The sequence below is a fragment of the Stenotrophomonas sp. JC08 genome, assembly GCF_052180205.1.
In the GTDB taxonomy this organism is placed as follows: Bacteria; Pseudomonadota; Gammaproteobacteria; order Xanthomonadales; family Xanthomonadaceae; genus Stenotrophomonas.
In genome coordinates, this window is the sequence record NZ_CP197473.1 from 763,147 (window position 1) to 780,616 (window position 17,470).

At 67.3% G+C, this 17,470-nt stretch carries 15 protein-coding genes; 10 read left to right on the forward strand and 5 right to left on the reverse strand.

The features are described from left to right. Nucleotides 1-62 precede the first annotated feature (62 nt). Nucleotides 63-707 (reverse strand): OmpW/AlkL family protein, encoded by a 645-nt coding sequence (locus ACSBPQ_RS03460; RefSeq protein WP_442683684.1) that lies wholly within the window; start codon nucleotides 705-707, stop codon nucleotides 63-65. A 241-nt stretch (nucleotides 708-948) separates the two neighbouring features. Here ACSBPQ_RS03460 and gap point away from each other — a divergent pair, with 241 nt between their 5' ends. The 4 genes from gap (at nucleotide 949) to ACSBPQ_RS03480 (ending at nucleotide 6,703) form a co-directional block, all read left to right on the forward strand. Further along, nucleotides 949-1,950 (forward strand): type I glyceraldehyde-3-phosphate dehydrogenase, encoded by a 1,002-nt coding sequence (gap, locus tag ACSBPQ_RS03465; protein WP_442683685.1) that lies wholly within the window; start codon nucleotides 949-951, stop codon nucleotides 1,948-1,950. A gap of 268 nt (nucleotides 1,951-2,218) precedes the next feature. Beyond that, a complete protein-coding gene (locus ACSBPQ_RS03470; protein WP_442683686.1) occupies nucleotides 2,219-4,939 on the forward strand; it encodes a DUF2339 domain-containing protein in 2,721 nt (906 codons plus the stop codon). Then, on the forward strand, nucleotides 4,936-6,321 hold the full coding sequence (locus tag ACSBPQ_RS03475; protein WP_442683687.1) for a DUF3999 domain-containing protein: 1,386 nt from the start codon (nucleotides 4,936-4,938) through the stop codon (nucleotides 6,319-6,321). The genes ACSBPQ_RS03470 and ACSBPQ_RS03475 overlap by 4 nt, the downstream gene beginning before the upstream one ends. 34 nt (nucleotides 6,322-6,355) lie before the next feature. Beyond that, entirely contained in the window at nucleotides 6,356-6,703 is a 348-nt protein-coding gene (locus ACSBPQ_RS03480) for a hypothetical protein (RefSeq protein WP_442683688.1), read from the forward strand. Between the two features lie 14 nt (nucleotides 6,704-6,717). On the opposite strand, the gene ACSBPQ_RS03485 is transcribed toward ACSBPQ_RS03480, so the two are convergent. Beyond that, nucleotides 6,718-7,275, reverse strand: coding sequence for a GNAT family N-acetyltransferase (locus ACSBPQ_RS03485; RefSeq protein ID WP_442683689.1), 558 nt, complete (start codon nucleotides 7,273-7,275; stop codon nucleotides 6,718-6,720). Between the two features lie 82 nt (nucleotides 7,276-7,357). Here ACSBPQ_RS03485 and ACSBPQ_RS03490 point away from each other — a divergent pair, with 82 nt between their 5' ends. The 4 genes from ACSBPQ_RS03490 (at nucleotide 7,358) to ACSBPQ_RS03505 (ending at nucleotide 12,183) form a co-directional block, all read left to right on the forward strand. Beyond that, nucleotides 7,358-8,536 carry a phosphoglycerate kinase gene (locus ACSBPQ_RS03490; RefSeq protein WP_442683690.1) on the forward strand — a complete coding sequence of 393 codons (1,179 nt, stop codon included), beginning with the start codon at nucleotides 7,358-7,360 and terminating at the stop codon, nucleotides 8,534-8,536. Next, a complete protein-coding gene (locus ACSBPQ_RS03495; RefSeq protein WP_442683691.1) occupies nucleotides 8,533-9,177 on the forward strand; it encodes an HAD hydrolase-like protein in 645 nt (214 codons plus the stop codon). The genes ACSBPQ_RS03490 and ACSBPQ_RS03495 overlap by 4 nt, the downstream gene beginning before the upstream one ends. A gap of 376 nt (nucleotides 9,178-9,553) precedes the next feature. Continuing rightward, nucleotides 9,554-11,020: a pyruvate kinase gene (pyk, locus tag ACSBPQ_RS03500; RefSeq protein WP_442683692.1), complete on the forward strand. Its 1,467-nt coding sequence runs from the start codon at nucleotides 9,554-9,556 to the stop codon at nucleotides 11,018-11,020. 158 nt (nucleotides 11,021-11,178) lie between these two features. Next, nucleotides 11,179-12,183 (forward strand): class I fructose-bisphosphate aldolase, encoded by a 1,005-nt coding sequence (locus ACSBPQ_RS03505; protein WP_442683693.1) that lies wholly within the window; start codon nucleotides 11,179-11,181, stop codon nucleotides 12,181-12,183. 86 nt (nucleotides 12,184-12,269) lie between these two features. Here ACSBPQ_RS03505 and ACSBPQ_RS03510 read toward each other — a convergent pair whose 3' ends face one another. The 3 genes from ACSBPQ_RS03510 to cysG all read right to left on the reverse strand — a co-directional run bounded on the left by ACSBPQ_RS03510 (nucleotide 12,270) and on the right by cysG (nucleotide 15,747). Beyond that, nucleotides 12,270-12,851 (reverse strand): O-acetyl-ADP-ribose deacetylase, encoded by a 582-nt coding sequence (locus ACSBPQ_RS03510; protein WP_442683694.1) that lies wholly within the window; start codon nucleotides 12,849-12,851, stop codon nucleotides 12,270-12,272. 448 nt (nucleotides 12,852-13,299) lie between these two features. Then, nucleotides 13,300-14,259, reverse strand: coding sequence for a cysteine synthase A (gene cysK, locus ACSBPQ_RS03515; RefSeq protein ID WP_442683695.1), 960 nt, complete (start codon nucleotides 14,257-14,259; stop codon nucleotides 13,300-13,302). Nucleotides 14,260-14,280: 21 nt separating this feature from the next. Next, entirely contained in the window at nucleotides 14,281-15,747 is a 1,467-nt protein-coding gene (gene cysG, locus ACSBPQ_RS03520; RefSeq protein WP_442684497.1) for a siroheme synthase CysG, read from the reverse strand. 161 nt (nucleotides 15,748-15,908) lie between these two features. Here cysG and ACSBPQ_RS03525 point away from each other — a divergent pair, with 161 nt between their 5' ends. Further along, nucleotides 15,909-16,892, forward strand: a complete 984-nt coding sequence (locus tag ACSBPQ_RS03525; RefSeq protein WP_442683696.1) for a LysR family transcriptional regulator — start codon at nucleotides 15,909-15,911, stop codon at nucleotides 16,890-16,892. A 206-nt stretch (nucleotides 16,893-17,098) separates the two neighbouring features. Beyond that, complete coding sequence (locus tag ACSBPQ_RS03530) at nucleotides 17,099-17,467, forward strand: DUF2946 family protein (protein WP_442683697.1); 369 nt, start codon at nucleotides 17,099-17,101, stop codon at nucleotides 17,465-17,467. Nucleotides 17,468-17,470: the final 3 nt, after the last annotated feature.

Consider the following 17,470-nt stretch of genomic DNA (forward strand, 5'->3'; position numbering starts at 1 on the left):
CGACGGGTCATGAACAGGCCCGGAAATCACGTTCCTCCGCGGTACCGGAGGAACGGGGTGGATCAGAACTTGAAGACGTAGGCCACGCCGTACACCAGCGGATCGACCTTGGCGGTGCCCAGCTTGGCACCGTTGACCTTCACCTTGGTGTCGATGTCGGCCCAGCGGACGTCCACGCGCAGCGCGCCCTTGTCGCTGATGGCGTAATCCAGACCGGCATGCGCGGCCAGGCCCCAGGAATCTTCCAGCTTCAGCTTGGTGCCAGCCAGCGCGCCCTTGCTGTCGGTGTCGAAGAACTTGGTGTAGTTCACGCCCAGGCCGACGAACGGAGTGACCTTGCTGCTGTTGGCGAAGTGGTACTGCAGCGAGACCACCGGCGGCAGCTGCTTGGTTTCGCCGACCTTGCCGACGCCGTCGATGCTGACTTCGTGCTTGAACGGCAGTGCCGCCAGCACTTCGATGCCGATGTTGTCGGCGATGAAGTATTCGAAGGTGACGGTCGGCTTGACGTCGCTGTCGACCTTGGTCGGCAGGGCACCCAGGCCCAGGGCCGAGCCGTTCAGGTCGCCGGCATCGGAAGCCGGATCGACGGCGTGCACGCCGACGCCCAGGGTCCAGTCACCCTTGGACTGGGCCATGGCCGGAGTGGCGGCAAGGGCCATGGCGGCGGCGAGGCCGGAGAGCAGCAGGGCGGGGGTCTTGCGCATGTGGAGTTCCATTGCTTGGAGAGGTGGCGCAAGTGTCCGGGCTCGTCGCCGTTGCCGCTTTGATCTTGATCAAACAGGCGTTTGCACTCAGCTGGCAGTCATCCTTTTGCCGGGGAGGCATGCGCCCGGGTGCCGGAGAAAATGGTGACGTGCCGGTCCGGGCGGGACGGTGCTGCTGCTAGAATGGCAACCCCTTTCCACCCCCGCCGCAACGGGCTTGCGGCCGCAGGAGCTTGTGAACATGGCAATCAAGGTCGGCATCAACGGTTTCGGGCGCATCGGGCGCAACGTGCTGCGTTCGGCAGTGCTGAACTTCGGCAACGACATCGAGATCGTGGCCATCAACGATCTGCTGGAGCCGGACTACCTGGCCTACATGCTCAAGTACGACTCGGTGCATGGCCGCTTTGCCGCCAACGTGAAGGTCGAGGGCAGCCACCTTCTGGTCAACGGCAAGAAGATCCGCCTGACCCAGGAGCGCGATCCGGCCAATCTGAAGTGGGACGAGGCGGGTGTGGACGTGGTGCTGGAAGCCACCGGCCTGTTCCTGACCAAGGAAACCGCGCAGAAGCACCTGGATGCCGGCGCCAAGAAGGTGATCCTGTCGGCCCCGTCGAAGGACGACACGCCGATGTTCGTGTTCGGCGTCAACGACAAGACCTACGCCGGCCAGGCGATCATCTCCAATGCCTCGTGCACCACCAACTGCCTGGCCCCGCTGGCCAAGGTCATCAATGACAAGTGGGGCATCAAGCGTGGCCTGATGACCACCGTGCACGCCGCCACCGCCACCCAGAAGACCGTTGACGGCCCGTCCAACAAGGACTGGCGCGGCGGCCGCGGCATCCTCGAGAACATCATTCCGTCCTCCACCGGTGCGGCCAAGGCCGTGGGTGTGGTGATCCCGGAATTGAACAAGAAGCTGACCGGCATGAGCTTCCGCGTGCCGACCTCGGACGTGTCGGTGGTCGACCTGACTGTCGAGCTGGAGAAGGACGCCACCTACGCCGAGATCTGTGCCGAAGTGAAGGCGCAGAGCGAAGGCGCGCTGAAGGGCATCCTCGGCTACACCGAAGACAAGGTGGTGGCCACCGATTTCCGTGGCGAGACCCACACCTCGGTGTTCGACGCCGAAGCCGGCATCGCGCTGGATTCCACCTTCGTCAAGCTGGTGGCCTGGTACGACAACGAGTGGGGCTACTCCAACAAGTGCCTGGAAATGGTGCGCGTGGTCGCGGGCTGATCCGCCGCACAACGGAAACAGCAGAGGGCGCCTTCGTGGCGCCCTTTCTTTTGGCTGGAATCGCAGGAGGCGCTTGGGCGTGGGCTGAATCCGTGGATTCCGGCATGTCTGCAGGGTGCGTGCCGGGCGGTGCGGATGGAATCGCGCGCTGACGTTTGCAGCATGCCGGGGTGGCCCGCGTCATGGAATGGACATGCCGCCGCGCGCCTTGTGTTTCCATCGTCTGCGGATAAGGTGTGTGCTTCCCTTTCGGGGACAAGGATGGAATATGGACTATACGTGGGTGGTCCTGGGCTTGCTGGCGTTGCTCGCGCTGCTGGCCATGCCGGTTGTGCTGGTCATGGCGCTGGTGGCGCTGTCCTCACTCAAGCGGCGGGTGACCGTGCTGGAGGCCGCTGTCGCCCGGCAAGGACACCAGGCCAGAGCGGAAGCGAGGTCGCCGCCGCCGGAGGTGATGCCGGCTGCGACCGGGGGCGATGAGGCCGGGAGCGTGGCAGTGCCTGACGAGGTTCCGCCGCCGCCCGCTGTTGTCATCCCGGCAGTGCCTGCGCTGCCGCCGATGCCGGAGCCCTCGCGTCCTGCGCCGGCGCGTCCCGAACCTGCGCCGCTGGCTGCCGCGGCTTCCGCGCCCGCGCAGCGGACGTGGACCCCGCCGCCGGTCGCTGCACCCGGCTTCATCGAGCGTGGCATCGAGCACATCAAGCACTGGTTCACCCGCGGCAACGTGCCGGTGAAAGTCGGCATGCTGGTGCTGCTGGCCGGTGTGGGAGCGCTGCTCAAGCTCGCCACCGATCAGGGCTGGCTGACGGTCTCGCCGCTGTTCCGCCTGCTCGGGATCAGCATTGTCGCGCTGGCGGGGCTGGTATTCGCCTGGCGCCAGCGTGAGAGCCACCGCACCTTCGCGCTGGCCTTGCAGGGCGGTGCGATCGGCGTGCTGTTGCTGACCATCTTCGCCGCGACCAGGAACTACGGCTTCATCGAGCCGCTGCCGGCGTTCGCGCTCAGTGTGGTGCTGATCGCCGGGCTTGCGGTGATGGCGGTGCTGCAGGAGTCGCGCACGCTGGCCATCCTCGGCGTGCTGGCCGGTTTCATGGCGCCGATCTGGCTGTCCAGTGGCGGCGGCAACCATGTCGCACTGTTCTCGTACTACGCGTTGCTCAACGCCGGCATCTTCGCCATCGCCTGGGTGCGGCCGTGGCGCATCCTCAACCTGCTCGGTTTCGTCTTCACCTGGGGTATCGGCACGCTCTGGGGAGTGCTGGATTACGAGGCGGCCGACTTCGCCAGCACCCAGCCGTTCCTGTTGCTGTTCTTCGGCTTCTACCTGCTGCTGCCGCTGCTGTATGCGCGCAAGGCGGCAACACCGGGCGGGGCACGCATCGACGGTTGTCTGCTGTTCGGCACGCCGCTGATCGCGTTCTCGCTGCAGGCGGGACTGCTGCAGGGCGAGCGCATGCCGCTGGCGCTGTGCGCGCTCGGTGTAGCCGCGCTCTACGCGGTGCTGGCACGCGTGCTGCTGGGCCGCGAGCGTCTGCACCTGCTGGCGCAGGGATACGCCATCCTCGCCGTGGGCTTTGCCACGCTGGCGGTGCCGCTGGCGTTGTCGGCCAAGGCGACCGCTTCGGTGTTCGCGCTGGAAGGCGCCGGTCTGGTCTGGCTGGGCCTGATGCAGCAGCGCCGGCTGGCGTGCTGGGCCGGTATCGGCCTGCAGCTGGCTGCTGCGCTGGCCATGTTGCTGGGGGTCAGCCGGGTGTATCCGCTCGATACGATGGCCATCGCCAATGCCGGTTTCATGGGCGCACTGCTGATCGCGCTGGCCGGTTTCGCCACCGCCTGGCTGTACCGCGGCGCGGGGCGGTTGCCTGTCGCCACCATGGCCTACGTCTGGGGCCTGGCCTGGTGGCTGGGCAATATCACCCTGGAGATCGGCAACTTCATCGATCCTGGCAGCCGCCTGCATGCGCTGCTGCTGATGCTGGGCGTCACCGGCTGGCTTGCCGCCGAGGTACAGCGGCGTGTACCGGCACTGGCGTTGTCGCTGACCACGCTGGGTGGCTTCGTGCTGGCCTTCCCGGTGGCGTTTGCGCAGGTGGCCGAGTACGGCCAGCCGTTCGCCGGATACGGTGGCTGGACGTGGCTGCTGTTCGCGTTGCTGGGCATCCGCAGCCTGCTGTGTCTGCGCGCCGGCAACGGCCCGCTGGCCGGTATGGCGCAACTGGCCTGGTGGCTGCTGTGGCCGACGGTGCTGTCGCTGCTGGCCTGGCATATCGGCGAGCGCTTCACCCTTGCCGAAGGCTGGGTGGGCCTGCTGCTGGCGCTGCCGTGGCTGCTGCTGGCGGTCGTGTCGATGCGGCGCTGGAGGTGGCTGGAGCTGCCGCTGGGTGAGGCCTTCGGCCGCTACAAGCCGGTGCTGCAGACGGTGGTGTTCGCCGCTCTCGGGTTGTGGTGGCTGGGCGCGCTGGGCAGCACCGCAAGTGCGGCGCCATTGCCGTGGATCGTGCTGTTCAATCCGCTGGAACTGGCGCAGGTGGCGGTACTGGTGCTGGCTGCGCTGTATCTGTGGCAGGACCGTGGCGGGCGCATCGTGCCGGCGCAACTGGTCGGCATGGCGCTGGCGGCACTGGTGCTGGTGACGGTGATGACATTGCGGGCGGTACATCACTGGGGCGGCGAGCCGTGGAGCGAGCGCCTGATCGGCACGCAGCTGGCGCAGACCAGCCTGACCGTGGTGTGGAGCCTGCTGGGCGTGATCGGCTGGGTGTCCGGTTCGCGGCGCGGGCAGTGGGGACTGTGGCTGGCCGGCGCGATCCTGATGGGCGTGGTGCTGGCCAAGCTGCTGCTGGTGGACCGCGGCAACCTAGGCGACCTGCTCGGCATTGGCGCGTTCATCGCCTATGGCCTGCTGTGTACGCTGGTGGGCTGGCTGGCGCCGGCGCCGCCACGGCGCGTGCTGACAAACCAGAACAACGATGGGGAAGTGTCCGCATGATCAAGCGTCTGCTGTGGCTGGCACTGCTGCCGATGAGTGCGCAGGCCGCCGATGATTTCGCCCGGCAATGGCCGTTGCAGCTGTCGCAGGCCGACGCCGGTGCCTATCGCGTGACGCTCGATGCGCCGGTCTACGCCGCCGCCTACTGGCGCGACCTGCGCGATGTGCGGGTGATCGACGCCGACGGCAGGCCGGTGGCCAGCGCGGTCTATGCGGCGGACACGCCGGTGTCGGCTCCGTTGCGCACGGTGGAACTGCAATGGTTCGCATTGCCGGCAGCGGCGACCAGCGCCGATGACGATCTCAGCGTGGTGGTGGAGCGTGACGCTCGCGGCCGGCTGCTGTCGATCCGCAACGCAATCGCCGGCAACACCGGTGCGGCCGACCCGATATGGCTGGTCGATCTCGGTGACGACGCTGGTCGGCTGCGTGCGTTGAGCGTGGACTGGGCCGATCCCGATGCGACGCTGGACTTGGGCTACCGGCTGGAGGGCAGTGACGACCTGCGTGGCTGGCAGGTGCTCGATCCACAGGTGCGCCTGCTGCAGTTGAACAACCAGGGCCGCGCCCTGCGCAACAACCGCATCAAGGTGCATAGCGATCTGCGCTACCTGCGGCTGGTGCCGTTGCAGCGTGCGGGCGCCCCGGCGCTCCGTGGCCTGCGCGGCGAACTGGCCGATGTGCGGGACAGTGGCGACTGGCAATGGCAGGAGCTGCAGGCCGAGGCCGGTGGCAACGGCAAAGACGGCTATCTCTACCGTTTGCAGGGGCGGCTGCCGGTACAGCGGCTGGATGTGCGGATGCCGGCCAACAGCGCGGTGAGCTGGACGGTCTCCACCGGTGATCCGGATCGTCCCGCCGCCGATGACCGCACACCGCAGTGGCGACCGCTGATCCGCGGCTGGAATGCCTGGAGCCTGAGCGAGGGCGGCACGCAGCAGTACTCGGCACCACTGGAAACCTCCGGCGTCATCAGCGACCGCCAGTGGCGGCTGCAGGCCGAGCCGGGCGCCGCGCCTGCGCAGGCACCGTTGCTGCGGCTGGGCTACCGGCCGGGCAGCGTGGTGTTCCTCGCCCAGGGCCGCGCGCCCTACCTGCTGGTGGCGGGTAGCGCCAATGCCGGCGCCGTGCAGGCCACGCTGGACCCGATGCTCGATGCATTGCGCGCGCGCAACGGCGCGCAGTGGCAACCGCCTGTGGCGGCATTGGGCGAGGGCGCGGTGCGTGCCGGTGACGTCGCCTACCAGCCGGCCAGGCCGCCGCGTGACTGGAAGAACCTGCTGCTGTGGGCGGTGCTGGTGCTCGGCGCGCTGCTGGTGGCGGGATTTGCGTTCAGCCTGATCCGCAGTGGCCGGAAAGATGGCACGGATACGCAGCCGTGACAGGTATCGGTTCGGGCCAGCAATCGGAGCGCGGATGAAGATTCCAGTTCTTAAGCGATCCCAGGAAAGAGCGCTGCTGATGTCACTGCTGGGCGGTATCCACACGACAGTCGACAACAGTGTTTACAGCCGGGCGAAACGGTTTCTGGCTTCGTTTCTGTTGTCGATGTCCGTGCCGGTCCTGATGCTTTTCGCCTTGCGGATTGGAGGGGGCTGGGGCGCGGCAACCGTGGTCGTGGCACTGGTCATGGGTTTTCTGATTGCGCGCTTTCTGTACCGTTTTTCAGCGGCCAGGCACTGGGCGGTGATCGCGCGCAGTCTTGATCGGCGCGAGATCGAGCGACGGCTTCAAGAGCTGGATGCGCAGTTGCCCAAGCGGTGACTCGTATTGCTGCATCAGTTCCGGATGAAATCCCGTCGCAGCAAGCCGTAGAAAGCGGTATCGCAGAGCTCGCCGTTGACGAACCAGCGTTCGCGCAGCAGCCCTTCGCGCACGAAACCCAGCTTCTCCAGCAGGTGGCATGAAGCGGTGTTGCGCGGGTCGGTATCGGCCTCCACGCGGCGCAGCTGCAGCCCGTCGAACAGGTAGCCCAGGATCAGCCGCAACGCTTCGCTGGCCAGCCCGCGGCCGTGCCAGTCGCGGTGCAGGCTGTAGCCGATTTCGGCACGACCCTGATCCGGGTTGAGCGCGAACACCGCGCTGCTGCCGATCAGCCGGTCGCTTTGCGCATCGGCAATCGCCCAGATGAGGATGTCCTGCTCGCGGCGCTGGCGCTGGATGTCGGCGACCTTGGCCTCGGCCTGGGCCAGTTCCGTCCACGCCGGATAGCTCCAGTAGCGCATCACCTGCGGATCGCTGTGGATGGCGAACAGCGCAGGCGCGTCCTCGCTGCGCACCTCGCGCAGCCGTAGCCGGGGACTGCTCAACTCGGGTTGGGGCAAGCGGATGCGCATCGGAAGAAACCTTCAGGTTTACCCCGGTTGCCGGGGCGGGCGAGAATGGCGGTTTCCCCCACTTTGCGGAGCAGATCCTGCCATGTCCATCGTTCGCATGACCGACCTCGACCTTTCCGGCAAGCGCGTATTGATCCGCCAGGATCTGAACGTGCCGATCGACGAGAACGGCAGGATCACCTCCGAACAGCGCATCACCGCCTCGCTGCCGACGCTGAAGCTGACGCTGGAAGCCGGCGCCGCGGTGTTGGTGACCTCGCATCTGGGCCGTCCGAAGGAAGGCGTGTGGAGCCAGGCCGATTCGCTGGCGCCGGTGGCCGCGCGCCTGTCCGAGCTGCTGGGCGTGGACGTGCCGCTGGTCAAGGACTGGGTGGACGGCGTCGACGTGGCCCCGGGCAAGATCGTGCTGCTGGAAAACTGCCGCATGAACGTGGGCGAGAAGGCCGACGATGAGGCGCTGTCGAAGAAGTACGCCGCGCTGTGCGACGTGTTCGTGATGGACGCCTTCGGCACCGCGCACCGCGCCCAGGCCTCGACCCATGGCGTGATCCGCTTCGCCCCGGTGGCCGCCGGCGGCCCGCTGCTGATGGCCGAGCTGGATGCGCTGGACAAGGCGCTGGCCAACCCGGCGCGTCCGCTGCTGGCGATCGTGGCCGGCTCCAAGGTCTCGACCAAGCTGGAGCTGCTGTCCAGCCTGGTCGGCAAGGTCGACCAGTTGATCGTCGGTGGCGGCATCGCCAACACCTTCATCGCCGCCAACGGCCATGGCGTGGGCAAGTCGCTGGTCGAGAACGACCTGCTCGACACCGCGCGCAAGATCGACGCCGATGCCAAGGCGCGCGGCGCTGAAATCCCGCTGCCGACCGACGTGGTGGTGGCCCCGGCCTTCGCCGCCGACGCCCCGGCCACGGTCAAGGCGGTGGATGCGGTCGACGCCGAGGACATGATCCTGGACATCGGCCCGCAGACCGCTGCGCGCTACGCCGAACTGATCGCCAAGGCCGGCACCGTGGTGTGGAACGGCCCGGTCGGCGTGTTCGAGTTCGACGCTTTCGGCAAGGGCACCGAGGCACTGGCCCGTGCCATCGCCAGCTCGCAGGCGTTCTCGATTGCCGGCGGCGGTGACACCCTCGCGGCGGTGGACAAGTACGGCATCGCCAAGGAAGTGAGCTACATCTCCACCGGCGGTGGCGCGTTCCTGGAATTCCTGGAAGGCAAGACCTTGCCGGCCGTCGCGGCGCTGGAGGCCCGCGGATCGTGAGCCGCGATGTGCTGTTCTTCGATCTCGACGGCACCCTGATCCAGTCGTCCGAAGGCGTTACCCGCTGCGTGGCCTATGCGCTGGAAAAGATGGGCCAGCCGGTGCCGGCGATGCCCGAGCTGCGCAAGTGGATCGGGCCGGCACTGCGCACCAGCTTCGCCCCGGTTTTCGGTGATACGGAACGGGTCGAGCGGGCGGTGGCGCTGTACCGCGAGCGTTTCGAGAGCGATGGCTGGAAGGAATATGAGCTGTACCCGGGCATCGAGGCGGTGGTGCGTTCGCTGAAGGCCGACGGTCACCGTATGGCGATCGTTACCGCCAAGACCGAGTCGCACGCGCAGCGCATCGTCGAGCATCTGCCGTTCGGCGACTGCTTCGAGGATGTCACCGGTGCCAGCCTCGACAGTGCGCGCAGCCACAAGCCGCAGCTGGTGGGCGAGGCGTTGCGCCGCCTGTCGTTGCAGCCGGAGCAGTGCTGGATGATCGGCGACCGGCGCATGGATATCGAAGGTGCACGCCATCACGGCATGCGCAATATCGGTGTGCTGTGGGGCTTCGGTGGCCGCGAGGAGCTGCAGGCGGCCGGTGCGCATGCGCTGGCGGCGACGCCGGATGAGCTGGTGACGCTGCTGCGCGCGTGATTGCCAGGCAGTCCGCTGGCCGCCGCCTGGCAGGCACGGCCAGTGGCGTACAGGTGGCGGTCGGGGCGCCGGCCCATCGTCGTGCCCATGCCGGTTCCGCAGCCGCCATTTTTGCCGTCGGGACGGCCGCCCCGGCAAGACACCGGTGGATTTTCCAGTGGCGGGCTGATGTCCCGGGCCGGGCGCCTGCTCCGTGTCCATGCAGCGTTGCGGCACACCCGTCAGTCCCGCGTTGTCACTGCGTATGGTTTGTCCGGGGTGCCTGTCCCTGCTGTCTTCTGGACAGCAGGTGACTGTCCCGGGCAAAGTTGTGGAGATATCGTTGTCATACAGTGCGTGTGCTATTTTGAGCGGTCAACAAGGGAGACTACGCACCATGATCGAACGTCAGCGCCGTACCAAGATCCTCGCCACCCTCGGTCCTGCAACCGATGCACCCGGGGTACTGGACGATCTGTTCCGCGCCGGCGTGAACGTGGTGCGCCTCAACTTCTCCCATGGCGATCCGTCCGGCCAGGCCAAGCGCGCGGCCGACGTGCGCGCCGCCGCGCAGCGGGTGGGCGTGGAAGTGGGCATCCTGGCCGACCTGCCGGGTCCGAAGATCCGCATCGAGCGCTTTGCCCAGGGCAAGGTCCAGCTCAAGGCCGGTGACCGTTTCGACCTGGTCGCCTCGGTCGATGCCCCGGCCGGTGATGCCAGCCAGGTCGGCGTGAGCTACCTGGGCCTGCCGCAGGACGTGGCCCCGGGTGATGTGCTGCTGCTGGACGACGGCCTGATGCAATTGCAGGTGGTCGAGGTGCAGGGCGAGCGCATCATCAACACCGTGCTCAACGATGGCGTGCTGTCCGACCGCAAGGGGCTCAACAAGCAGGGCGGCGGCCTGTCGCTGGGCGCGCTGACCGAGCGTGACAAGGAATTGATCGGCATCGTCGCCAAGATCGGCGTGGACTTCATCGCCGTGTCGTTCTGCCGCAACGCGCAGGACATGAACGATGCGCGCGATATCGCCCGTTCGCACGGCTGCGATGCCGCGCTGGTGTCGAAGATCGAGCGCACCGAGGCGATCGAGAACCTGGAAGAGATCGTCGGGGCCAGCGATGTGGTGATGGTGGCCCGTGGTGACCTCGGCGTGGAGATCGGCGATGCCGAACTGCCGGGCCTGCAGAAGAAGATCATCAAGGCCTCGCTGGCGCAGAACAAGGTGGTGATCACCGCCACGCAGATGCTGCAGTCGATGGTCGAAAGCCCGATCCCGACCCGCGCCGAGGTGCTGGACGTGGCCAACTCGGTGATCGACGGCACCGACGCGGTGATGCTGTCGGCCGAAACCGCCGCCGGCGCGTATCCGGTCAAGGCGGTCGAGGCGATGGCCCGCATCTGCCTGGGCGCCGAGCGCCAGTTCCAGACCGAAACCGACTTCAACGCCTCGCCGCGCAACCTGCAGCGCGCCGACCAGGCGATCGCCATGGCGACGATGTTCCTGTCCCAGCACGTGGGCGTGCGCGCGATAGTGGCGATGACCGAGTCCGGCGGCACCGCGCGCTACCTGTCGCGCTTCCGTGCCAAGGCACCGATCTTCGCGGTGACCCGCCACGACGGCGCGCGCCGGCAGATGGCACTGATGCGTGACGTGTTCCCGATCAACTTCGACAGCCGCGGGCTGACCCCGCGCGAAGCCGCCCGTGGCGCGATCCGCCTGCTGGTCGATGCCGGGCAGCTGCAGGCCGGCGATCGCGTGGTGTTCACCAGTGGCGAGCACATGGAAACGCTGGGCGCCACCAATACCCTGCGTCTGCTGGAAGTCGGCGCCGATGGACGCGCCTGCGGTCTCGGCGAGCTCTGACACTCCAGGACATGCTCCGGCCATGCGTCTGGCCGGAGCAGACAGGGCTTGTCCTGCTGGCGGCGTATTGAAAGCGGTTGCGAGTCTTGCGGATGACAAGTCCGCAAGCAGGACCGGCTATAATCGCGGTTTTCCCGCACTCCGTCACAGGTAAAGACATGAGCATCGAACTGCTGGCTGAAACCGCCCAGGCCATGGTCGCCTCGGGCAAGGGCATCATCGCCATTGACGAATCCACCGGCACCATTGCCAAGCGTTTCGCCAGTGTCGGCATCGAGAACACGGAAGAGAACCGCCGTGCCTACCGTGAACTGCTGCTGACCACACCCAAGCTCAGCGAGCACATCTCCGGCGCGATCCTGTTCGATGAGACCATCCGCCAGTCGACCAAGGACGGCGTGCCGTTCGCCAAGTACATGGCCGACCACGGCATGATCCCGGGCATCAAGGTCGATACCGGTGCGCACCCGCTGGCCGGTTGCCCGGGCGAGCTGGTGACCGAAGGCCTGGACGGCCTGCGTGCGCGCCTGCAGGAGTACTACAAGCTTGGTGCCCGCTTCGCCAAGTGGCGTGCGGTGATCAATATCGGCGAGACCATTCCCTCGGGCACCTGCATCGAGGTCAACGCCCATGCGCTGGCCCGTTATGCGGCGCTGTGCCAGGAAGCCGGCCTGGTGCCGATGGTCGAGCCGGAAGTGATCATGGACGGCGACCACGACATCGAGACCTGCTACGAAGTCACCGAAGCCACCCTGCGTGCGCTGTTCGATGCGCTGTACCAGCAGAACGTGGTGCTGGAAGGCACCATCCTGAAGGCCTCGATGGTCATCGCCGGCAAGAGCTGCGAGGAGCAGGCCGATGTCGAGGAAGTGGCCGAATCGACCGTGATGTGCCTGAAGTCGGTGGTGCCGGCGATCCTGCCGGGCATCGTGTTCCTGTCCGGTGGCCAGAGCGACGAGCAGTCCACCGCCCACCTCAATGCCATGAACCAGCTGGGCAACCTGCCGTGGCCGCTGAGCTTCTCCTATGGTCGCGCCATGCAGCAGGCCGCGCTGAAGCTGTGGGCCCAGGACATGAAGGGCAATTACGCCGCCGCACAGAAGACCGTGTACGAGCGTGCCAAGGAAAACGGCCTGGCTGCGCTGGGCAAGTGGGAAGGCTGATTCCCGCCCGGGCATACGCCACTGAAGTAAAGGAAACGCCGGCCTTGTGCCGGCGTTTCCGTTTGTGCGATCCAGTGCTTGGGTGCTCAGGTGACAGGGAGCAGCCCGTGGCTGGATGGCGGCATGTCGGGTACCGGCATCTGCCCCGTCGCCGCCAGTGCCTGCTGGTAGAGCTTGAAGGCGGTGGCATTGAAGGCCACCAGGATGATCCGCAGCGGGCGTGTGTGGCTCTTCTGCCAGGTGGTGGTTTCGGTAGCCGCGATCTGCGCCGCCTGATGCAGCGGAAAGCCGTATATGCCGCAGCTGATGGCTGGAAACGCGATCGACTCCAGGCCCATCTGTGCGGCCAGTCGCAGCGATTGCCAGTAGCAGTTGGCCAGCAGCGCCGCCTCGTCATGTTGGCCCTCGCGCCACACCGGGCCGACGGTGTGGAATACGTAGCGGGCGGGCAGGCCGTGGCCACCGGTGGCCCGTACTTCCCCGGTCGGGCAGCGCACGCCGGGCCGCAGCTCCGGCAGCCGTTCGCATTCGGCCAGCAGGCCGGGGCCGGCGGCCTGGTGGATCGCCCCATCCACGCCACCGCCGCCCAACAGCGTCGGGTTGGCCGCATTGACGATCACGTCAACGTCCAACCCGGTGATGTCGCCTTGCCAGACTTCGATGCCCATGCGCTGATCTTCCACTGCCCTGTATGAGAAATGCGTGAGGGCCACCGGGTGCAGGCAGGCCGGCGGGCAGTGTGTCTGCGGGGTGTCTCAAAGCCTGCGATCGCTTGTGGGTGGCGGACAGCGCCGTTTTGATGGAAAGCCGATTGCCGGGAATCGAGGGCAATCTTTGCGGCAGGCTCACGGCAATGGCCGGCCTTTCCACCTGCACGCCCTTTCACCATCCACCGGGGTGGTCCCTATCGCCCACGCCGCTCCCTTGAAGCGCCAATGGAGATGGTCGGCCCGCGTCGATCATCCATTTCCAGCCCCGGTAGCGTGTGCCGGGAATGGTCGGATGGGCCGGCAATTGGAGCCGGGCTTGTCGAGCTGATTGCCGGCGTCATGCCGGCGGTAAACGCGACGGCTACCAGGAGGCGGCCGTCGTGATGCAACCGGTGGGGGCCGACGCTTACGGCAGCCCGGCCAGCCAGTCGTCGTCGCTGCCTTCGTTGACGTCGGCGAACAGCGGGGTGGAGAAGTAGCGCTCGCCGGTATCGGGCAGCATCGCCAACACCACCGAGCCGGCCGGTGCGGTCGCGGCCACTTCCAGTGCGGTGGCGGCGGTGGCGCCGGCGGAGATGCCGACGAAGATGCCTTCCTCGGCGGCCAGCTGGCGCGAGACTTCGATCGCGCGCTCGTCCTGGATGCTGCGCAGTTCATCGTAGGCGCCACGGTTGAGCACCTCCGGCACGAAGTCCGGGGTCCAGCCCTGGATCTTGTGCGGCTTCCATTCATCGCCCTTGAGCAGGGCCGCGCCGGCCGGTTCGGTGGCGATGATGCGCGTATCCGGGCGGGCGACCTTCAGCACCTCGCCGACGCCGGTGAGGGTGCCGCCGGTGCCCCAGCCGCTGACGAAGTAGTCCAGGCGCTTGCCGGCGAAGTCGCGCAGGATCTCGGCGGCGGTGGTGTTGCGGTGGTAGGCCGGGTTGGCCGGGTTGGCGAACTGGCTGGCCAGGAACCAGCCATGTTTGGCGGCCAGTTCCCTGGCCTTTTCGACCATGCCGGTGCCGCGTGCGGCAGCCGGGGTCAGGATCACCTTGGCGCCATAGGCGCGCATCGCCTTGCGGCGTTCGATCGAGAAGGTTTCGGTCATCACCGCCACGAACTTGTAGCCGCGCGCCGCCGCGACCATGGCCAGGGCCACGCCGGTATTGCCGGAGGTGGCCTCGACGATGGTGTCGCCGGGCTTGAGCACGCCGCGCTGCTCGGCATCGAGCACGATTGCCAGCGCCAGGCGGTCCTTCACCGAGCTGCCGGGGTTGAACGATTCGACCTTGACGTAGACCTCGACGCCGGCCGGGGCGAGCCGGTTGAGTTTGATCACCGGCGTGTTGCCGATGGTGTCCAGGATGCTGTTGTAGATGGCCATGGGGGTTCTCCGGGAAGAAAGTCAGGCAGCGTCGGCCAGTGTCGGTGGCGACGTCTGTGCGGAAAGTGAGGAAAAGGTTTCAGGCGCGTGCAAGGGCGGGGCGCCGAACCAGTGCAGTTCATCGGCCAGCGCCGCCACCTCGCCGACCACCAGCAGCGCCGGCGACTGCACCCGGTGCTGCTGCGCGGTATCGGGCAGGGTATTCAGTTGTCCGCGGACGACACGCTGGTCGCTGCGCGAGCCGTTCTCGACCAGCGCGAACGGGGTGCTGGCCGGCAGGCCGGCAGCCAGCAGGTGCTGGCGGATCTTCTCCAGCGCCGCCACGCCCATGTAGAACACCAGGGTCTGGCGCGGCGCGGCCAGCGCCGGCCAGTCCAGCGTGTCCAGCGAATCGCGGCAGTGGGCGGTGACCAGCCGCAGCTGCTGGGCGTGGTCGCGATGGGTCAGGGGGATGCCGGCATAGGCGGCGCAGGCCAGTGCCGCGGTGATGCCGGGCACCACCTGGTAGGGAATGCCGTGCGTGCGCAGGAACTGCAGCTCCTCGCCGCCGCGACCGAATACGAACGCATCGCCGCCTTTGAGCCGTACCACCTGTCGGCCGGCACGGGCATGTTCCAGCATCAGCGCGTGGATATGCTCCTGCGCGGTGCTGTGGCCCTGCGCGGATTTTCCGACCTCGATGAAGTCGGCATCACGGCGCGCCAGTTGCAGTACCTCGGCACTGACCAGGCGGTCATGCAGGATCACGTCGGCACGGTTGAGTGCATGCAGGGCATTGAGCGTGAGCAGGCCGGGATCGCCCGAGCCGGCACCGACCAGTACCACCGAGCCGGCCGTGGCGGTGGGCGCATCGGCCATTTCCTGCAGCAGCCGGGCCTCGGCGGCATCGTCCTGGCGACGGCGCAGCAGGTCCAGCAACGGACCTTCGATCAGGCGGTCGAAAAACTGGCGGCGGGCGCCCATGTCGGGGAAGCGCTTGCGGATCGCCGCGCGCCTGTGGCCGACCAGTGTGGCCAGTTGCCCCCAGGCCTGGTCGAACATCAGCTCGATCCGGCGGCGGACATGGCGGGCGACCATCGGTGCGCCGCCACCGCTGGAAATGGCGATCTGCAACGGCCCGCGCTCGACCACCGCCGGGACATGGAAGGCGGAGAGGGCGGCGTCGTCGACCACATTGGCAAACAGGCGGTGCTGATGGGCGGCAGCGGCCACGGCCTGGTTGGTGATGGCGTCATCGGTGGCGGCGATCACCAGCCAGATGTCATCGGCCAGCCAGTGTTCGCTGAAGCTCCCCTGCAGCCACTGGATGCGCAGGTTGCGGGCCATCGCCTGCAGCGCCGGGCCCAGTTGGGGGGCGCCGACACGCGGCAGGGCACCGGCGCGCAGCAGCGCCTGGATCTTGCGCTCGGCCACCGCGCCGCCCCCCACCACCAGTACGGCGCGGCCACGCAGGTCGGCAAACAGCGGGAACAGGGCGGTATCCAAGATCGGTGCGGGGGAGGGTGGGGAGGGAGCGGATGACCGTACTGCCGCCGGCAAATCGCCGGAAATGACTTGCGCCACCTTGCATATGACTTTCGGTTATAAGATGGGCCGGCAATTTGACCTACATTCGTCTGCCTGCCACCAGCGGTGTTTTTCCACTTGCGATGACCCTCACCCAACTGCGCTACCTGGTCGCCATTGCCGACGCCGAGCTGAACATCACGTTGGCCGCGACGCGCGTGCATGCCACCCAGCCGGGGTTGTCCAAGCAGCTCAAGCAGCTGGAGGACGAACTCGGCTTCCTGCTGTTCGTGCGCAAGGGGCGCAGCCTGGATTCGGTGACGCCGGCCGGTGAGGAAGTGATCGTCCGCGCCCGTGCGGTGCTGGCCGAGGCCAACAACATCCGCACCTATGCCGCCAACCAGCGCGGGGAAAGCCAGGGTCAGCTGATCCTCACCACCACCCATACCCAGGCGCGCTTCGTGCTGCCGCCGGCGGTGGCGCGGATCAAGCAGGGCTATCCGCAGGTCAGCGTGCACCTGCAGCAGGCCGCCGAAAGCGATGCGCTGGACCTGCTCAGCCAGGGCGATGCCGATATCGCCATCATCAGTACCGCCGGCAGCGAGCCGAGCACCGGCATCGCCGTGCCGCTGTTCCGCTGGCGGCGGCTGGTGCTGGTGCCCAAGGGGCATCCGCTGGACCGGGCCGGCAAGGCGCCGGACATGGCGGCGCTGGCCGCCCATCCGCTGATCAGCTACGAATCCTCGACTCGGCCGAGTTCGTCATTGCGGCGCGCGTTTGCCGCACAGAACCTGGAGCCGGATCTGGCGCTGACCGCGCTGGATGCGGACCTGATCAAGACCTATGTACGCACCGGGCTGGGCGTGGGCCTGCTGGCGGAAATGGCGGTCAGCGCCAATGACGGCGACCTGCGTGCGTGGCCGGCGCCGGCGGCCATTCCCGAGTGCATCGCCTGGGCGGTATTGCCGCGTGAGCGGGTGTTGCGCGATTACGCACTGGAACTGGTGCATGTGCTGGCCCCGCAGATCGACAAGCGCGACCTGCGGCGCGTGCTGGACGGTAACCAGGAGGCCGACTGGCCCACGCCGCCGAGCTGGGAATCGCTGACCCAGACCATCACCAGCTGAGGCAGGCTATGTGGATGACGGCAACGGCGGCAGGCCGTTGTCGGGGTGATGAGCTGGCGCGGAACCCTCGGCCTGTGCAAATGGCGGTACATGCCGCTCCACTTTGCCGGACACCGCAGCTGACTGCGGCACTCGGTCGCAGGGGCAAACCGGGCGTGCATCTTTAAACTGCACATGTGATCCGTATTCCGCACCTGCAGCGTTGGATGTTGTGGCTCGCGCTGGCGGCCACCCTGCTGATGGCATTGGCGCCGGTGCTCAGTCGCGCATTGCAGGCAATGCCGCCACCGGGCAGCCATGCCGGGCTGGTGCAGGATCACCTTGCGCATGGGGCCGGCTCCCATCACATGGCCGGCGAAGAGCGTTTGGGCACACCGTCCGGTCCGCATGCCGCCCATGGCGAAGTGTGCGACTACTGCACCATGGCCTCGCGGCTGCTGCCGTGGCTGGCGGTGCTGCTGGTACTGCTGCCACTGTGCGCCCGCCTGTCCGTCCATCCGCCACGTGCGACGACCCTTCCTGCCAGTGTCCGCTGGCCGGCACATCCACCGCGCGGACCCCCCGCGTTCTCCTGACGA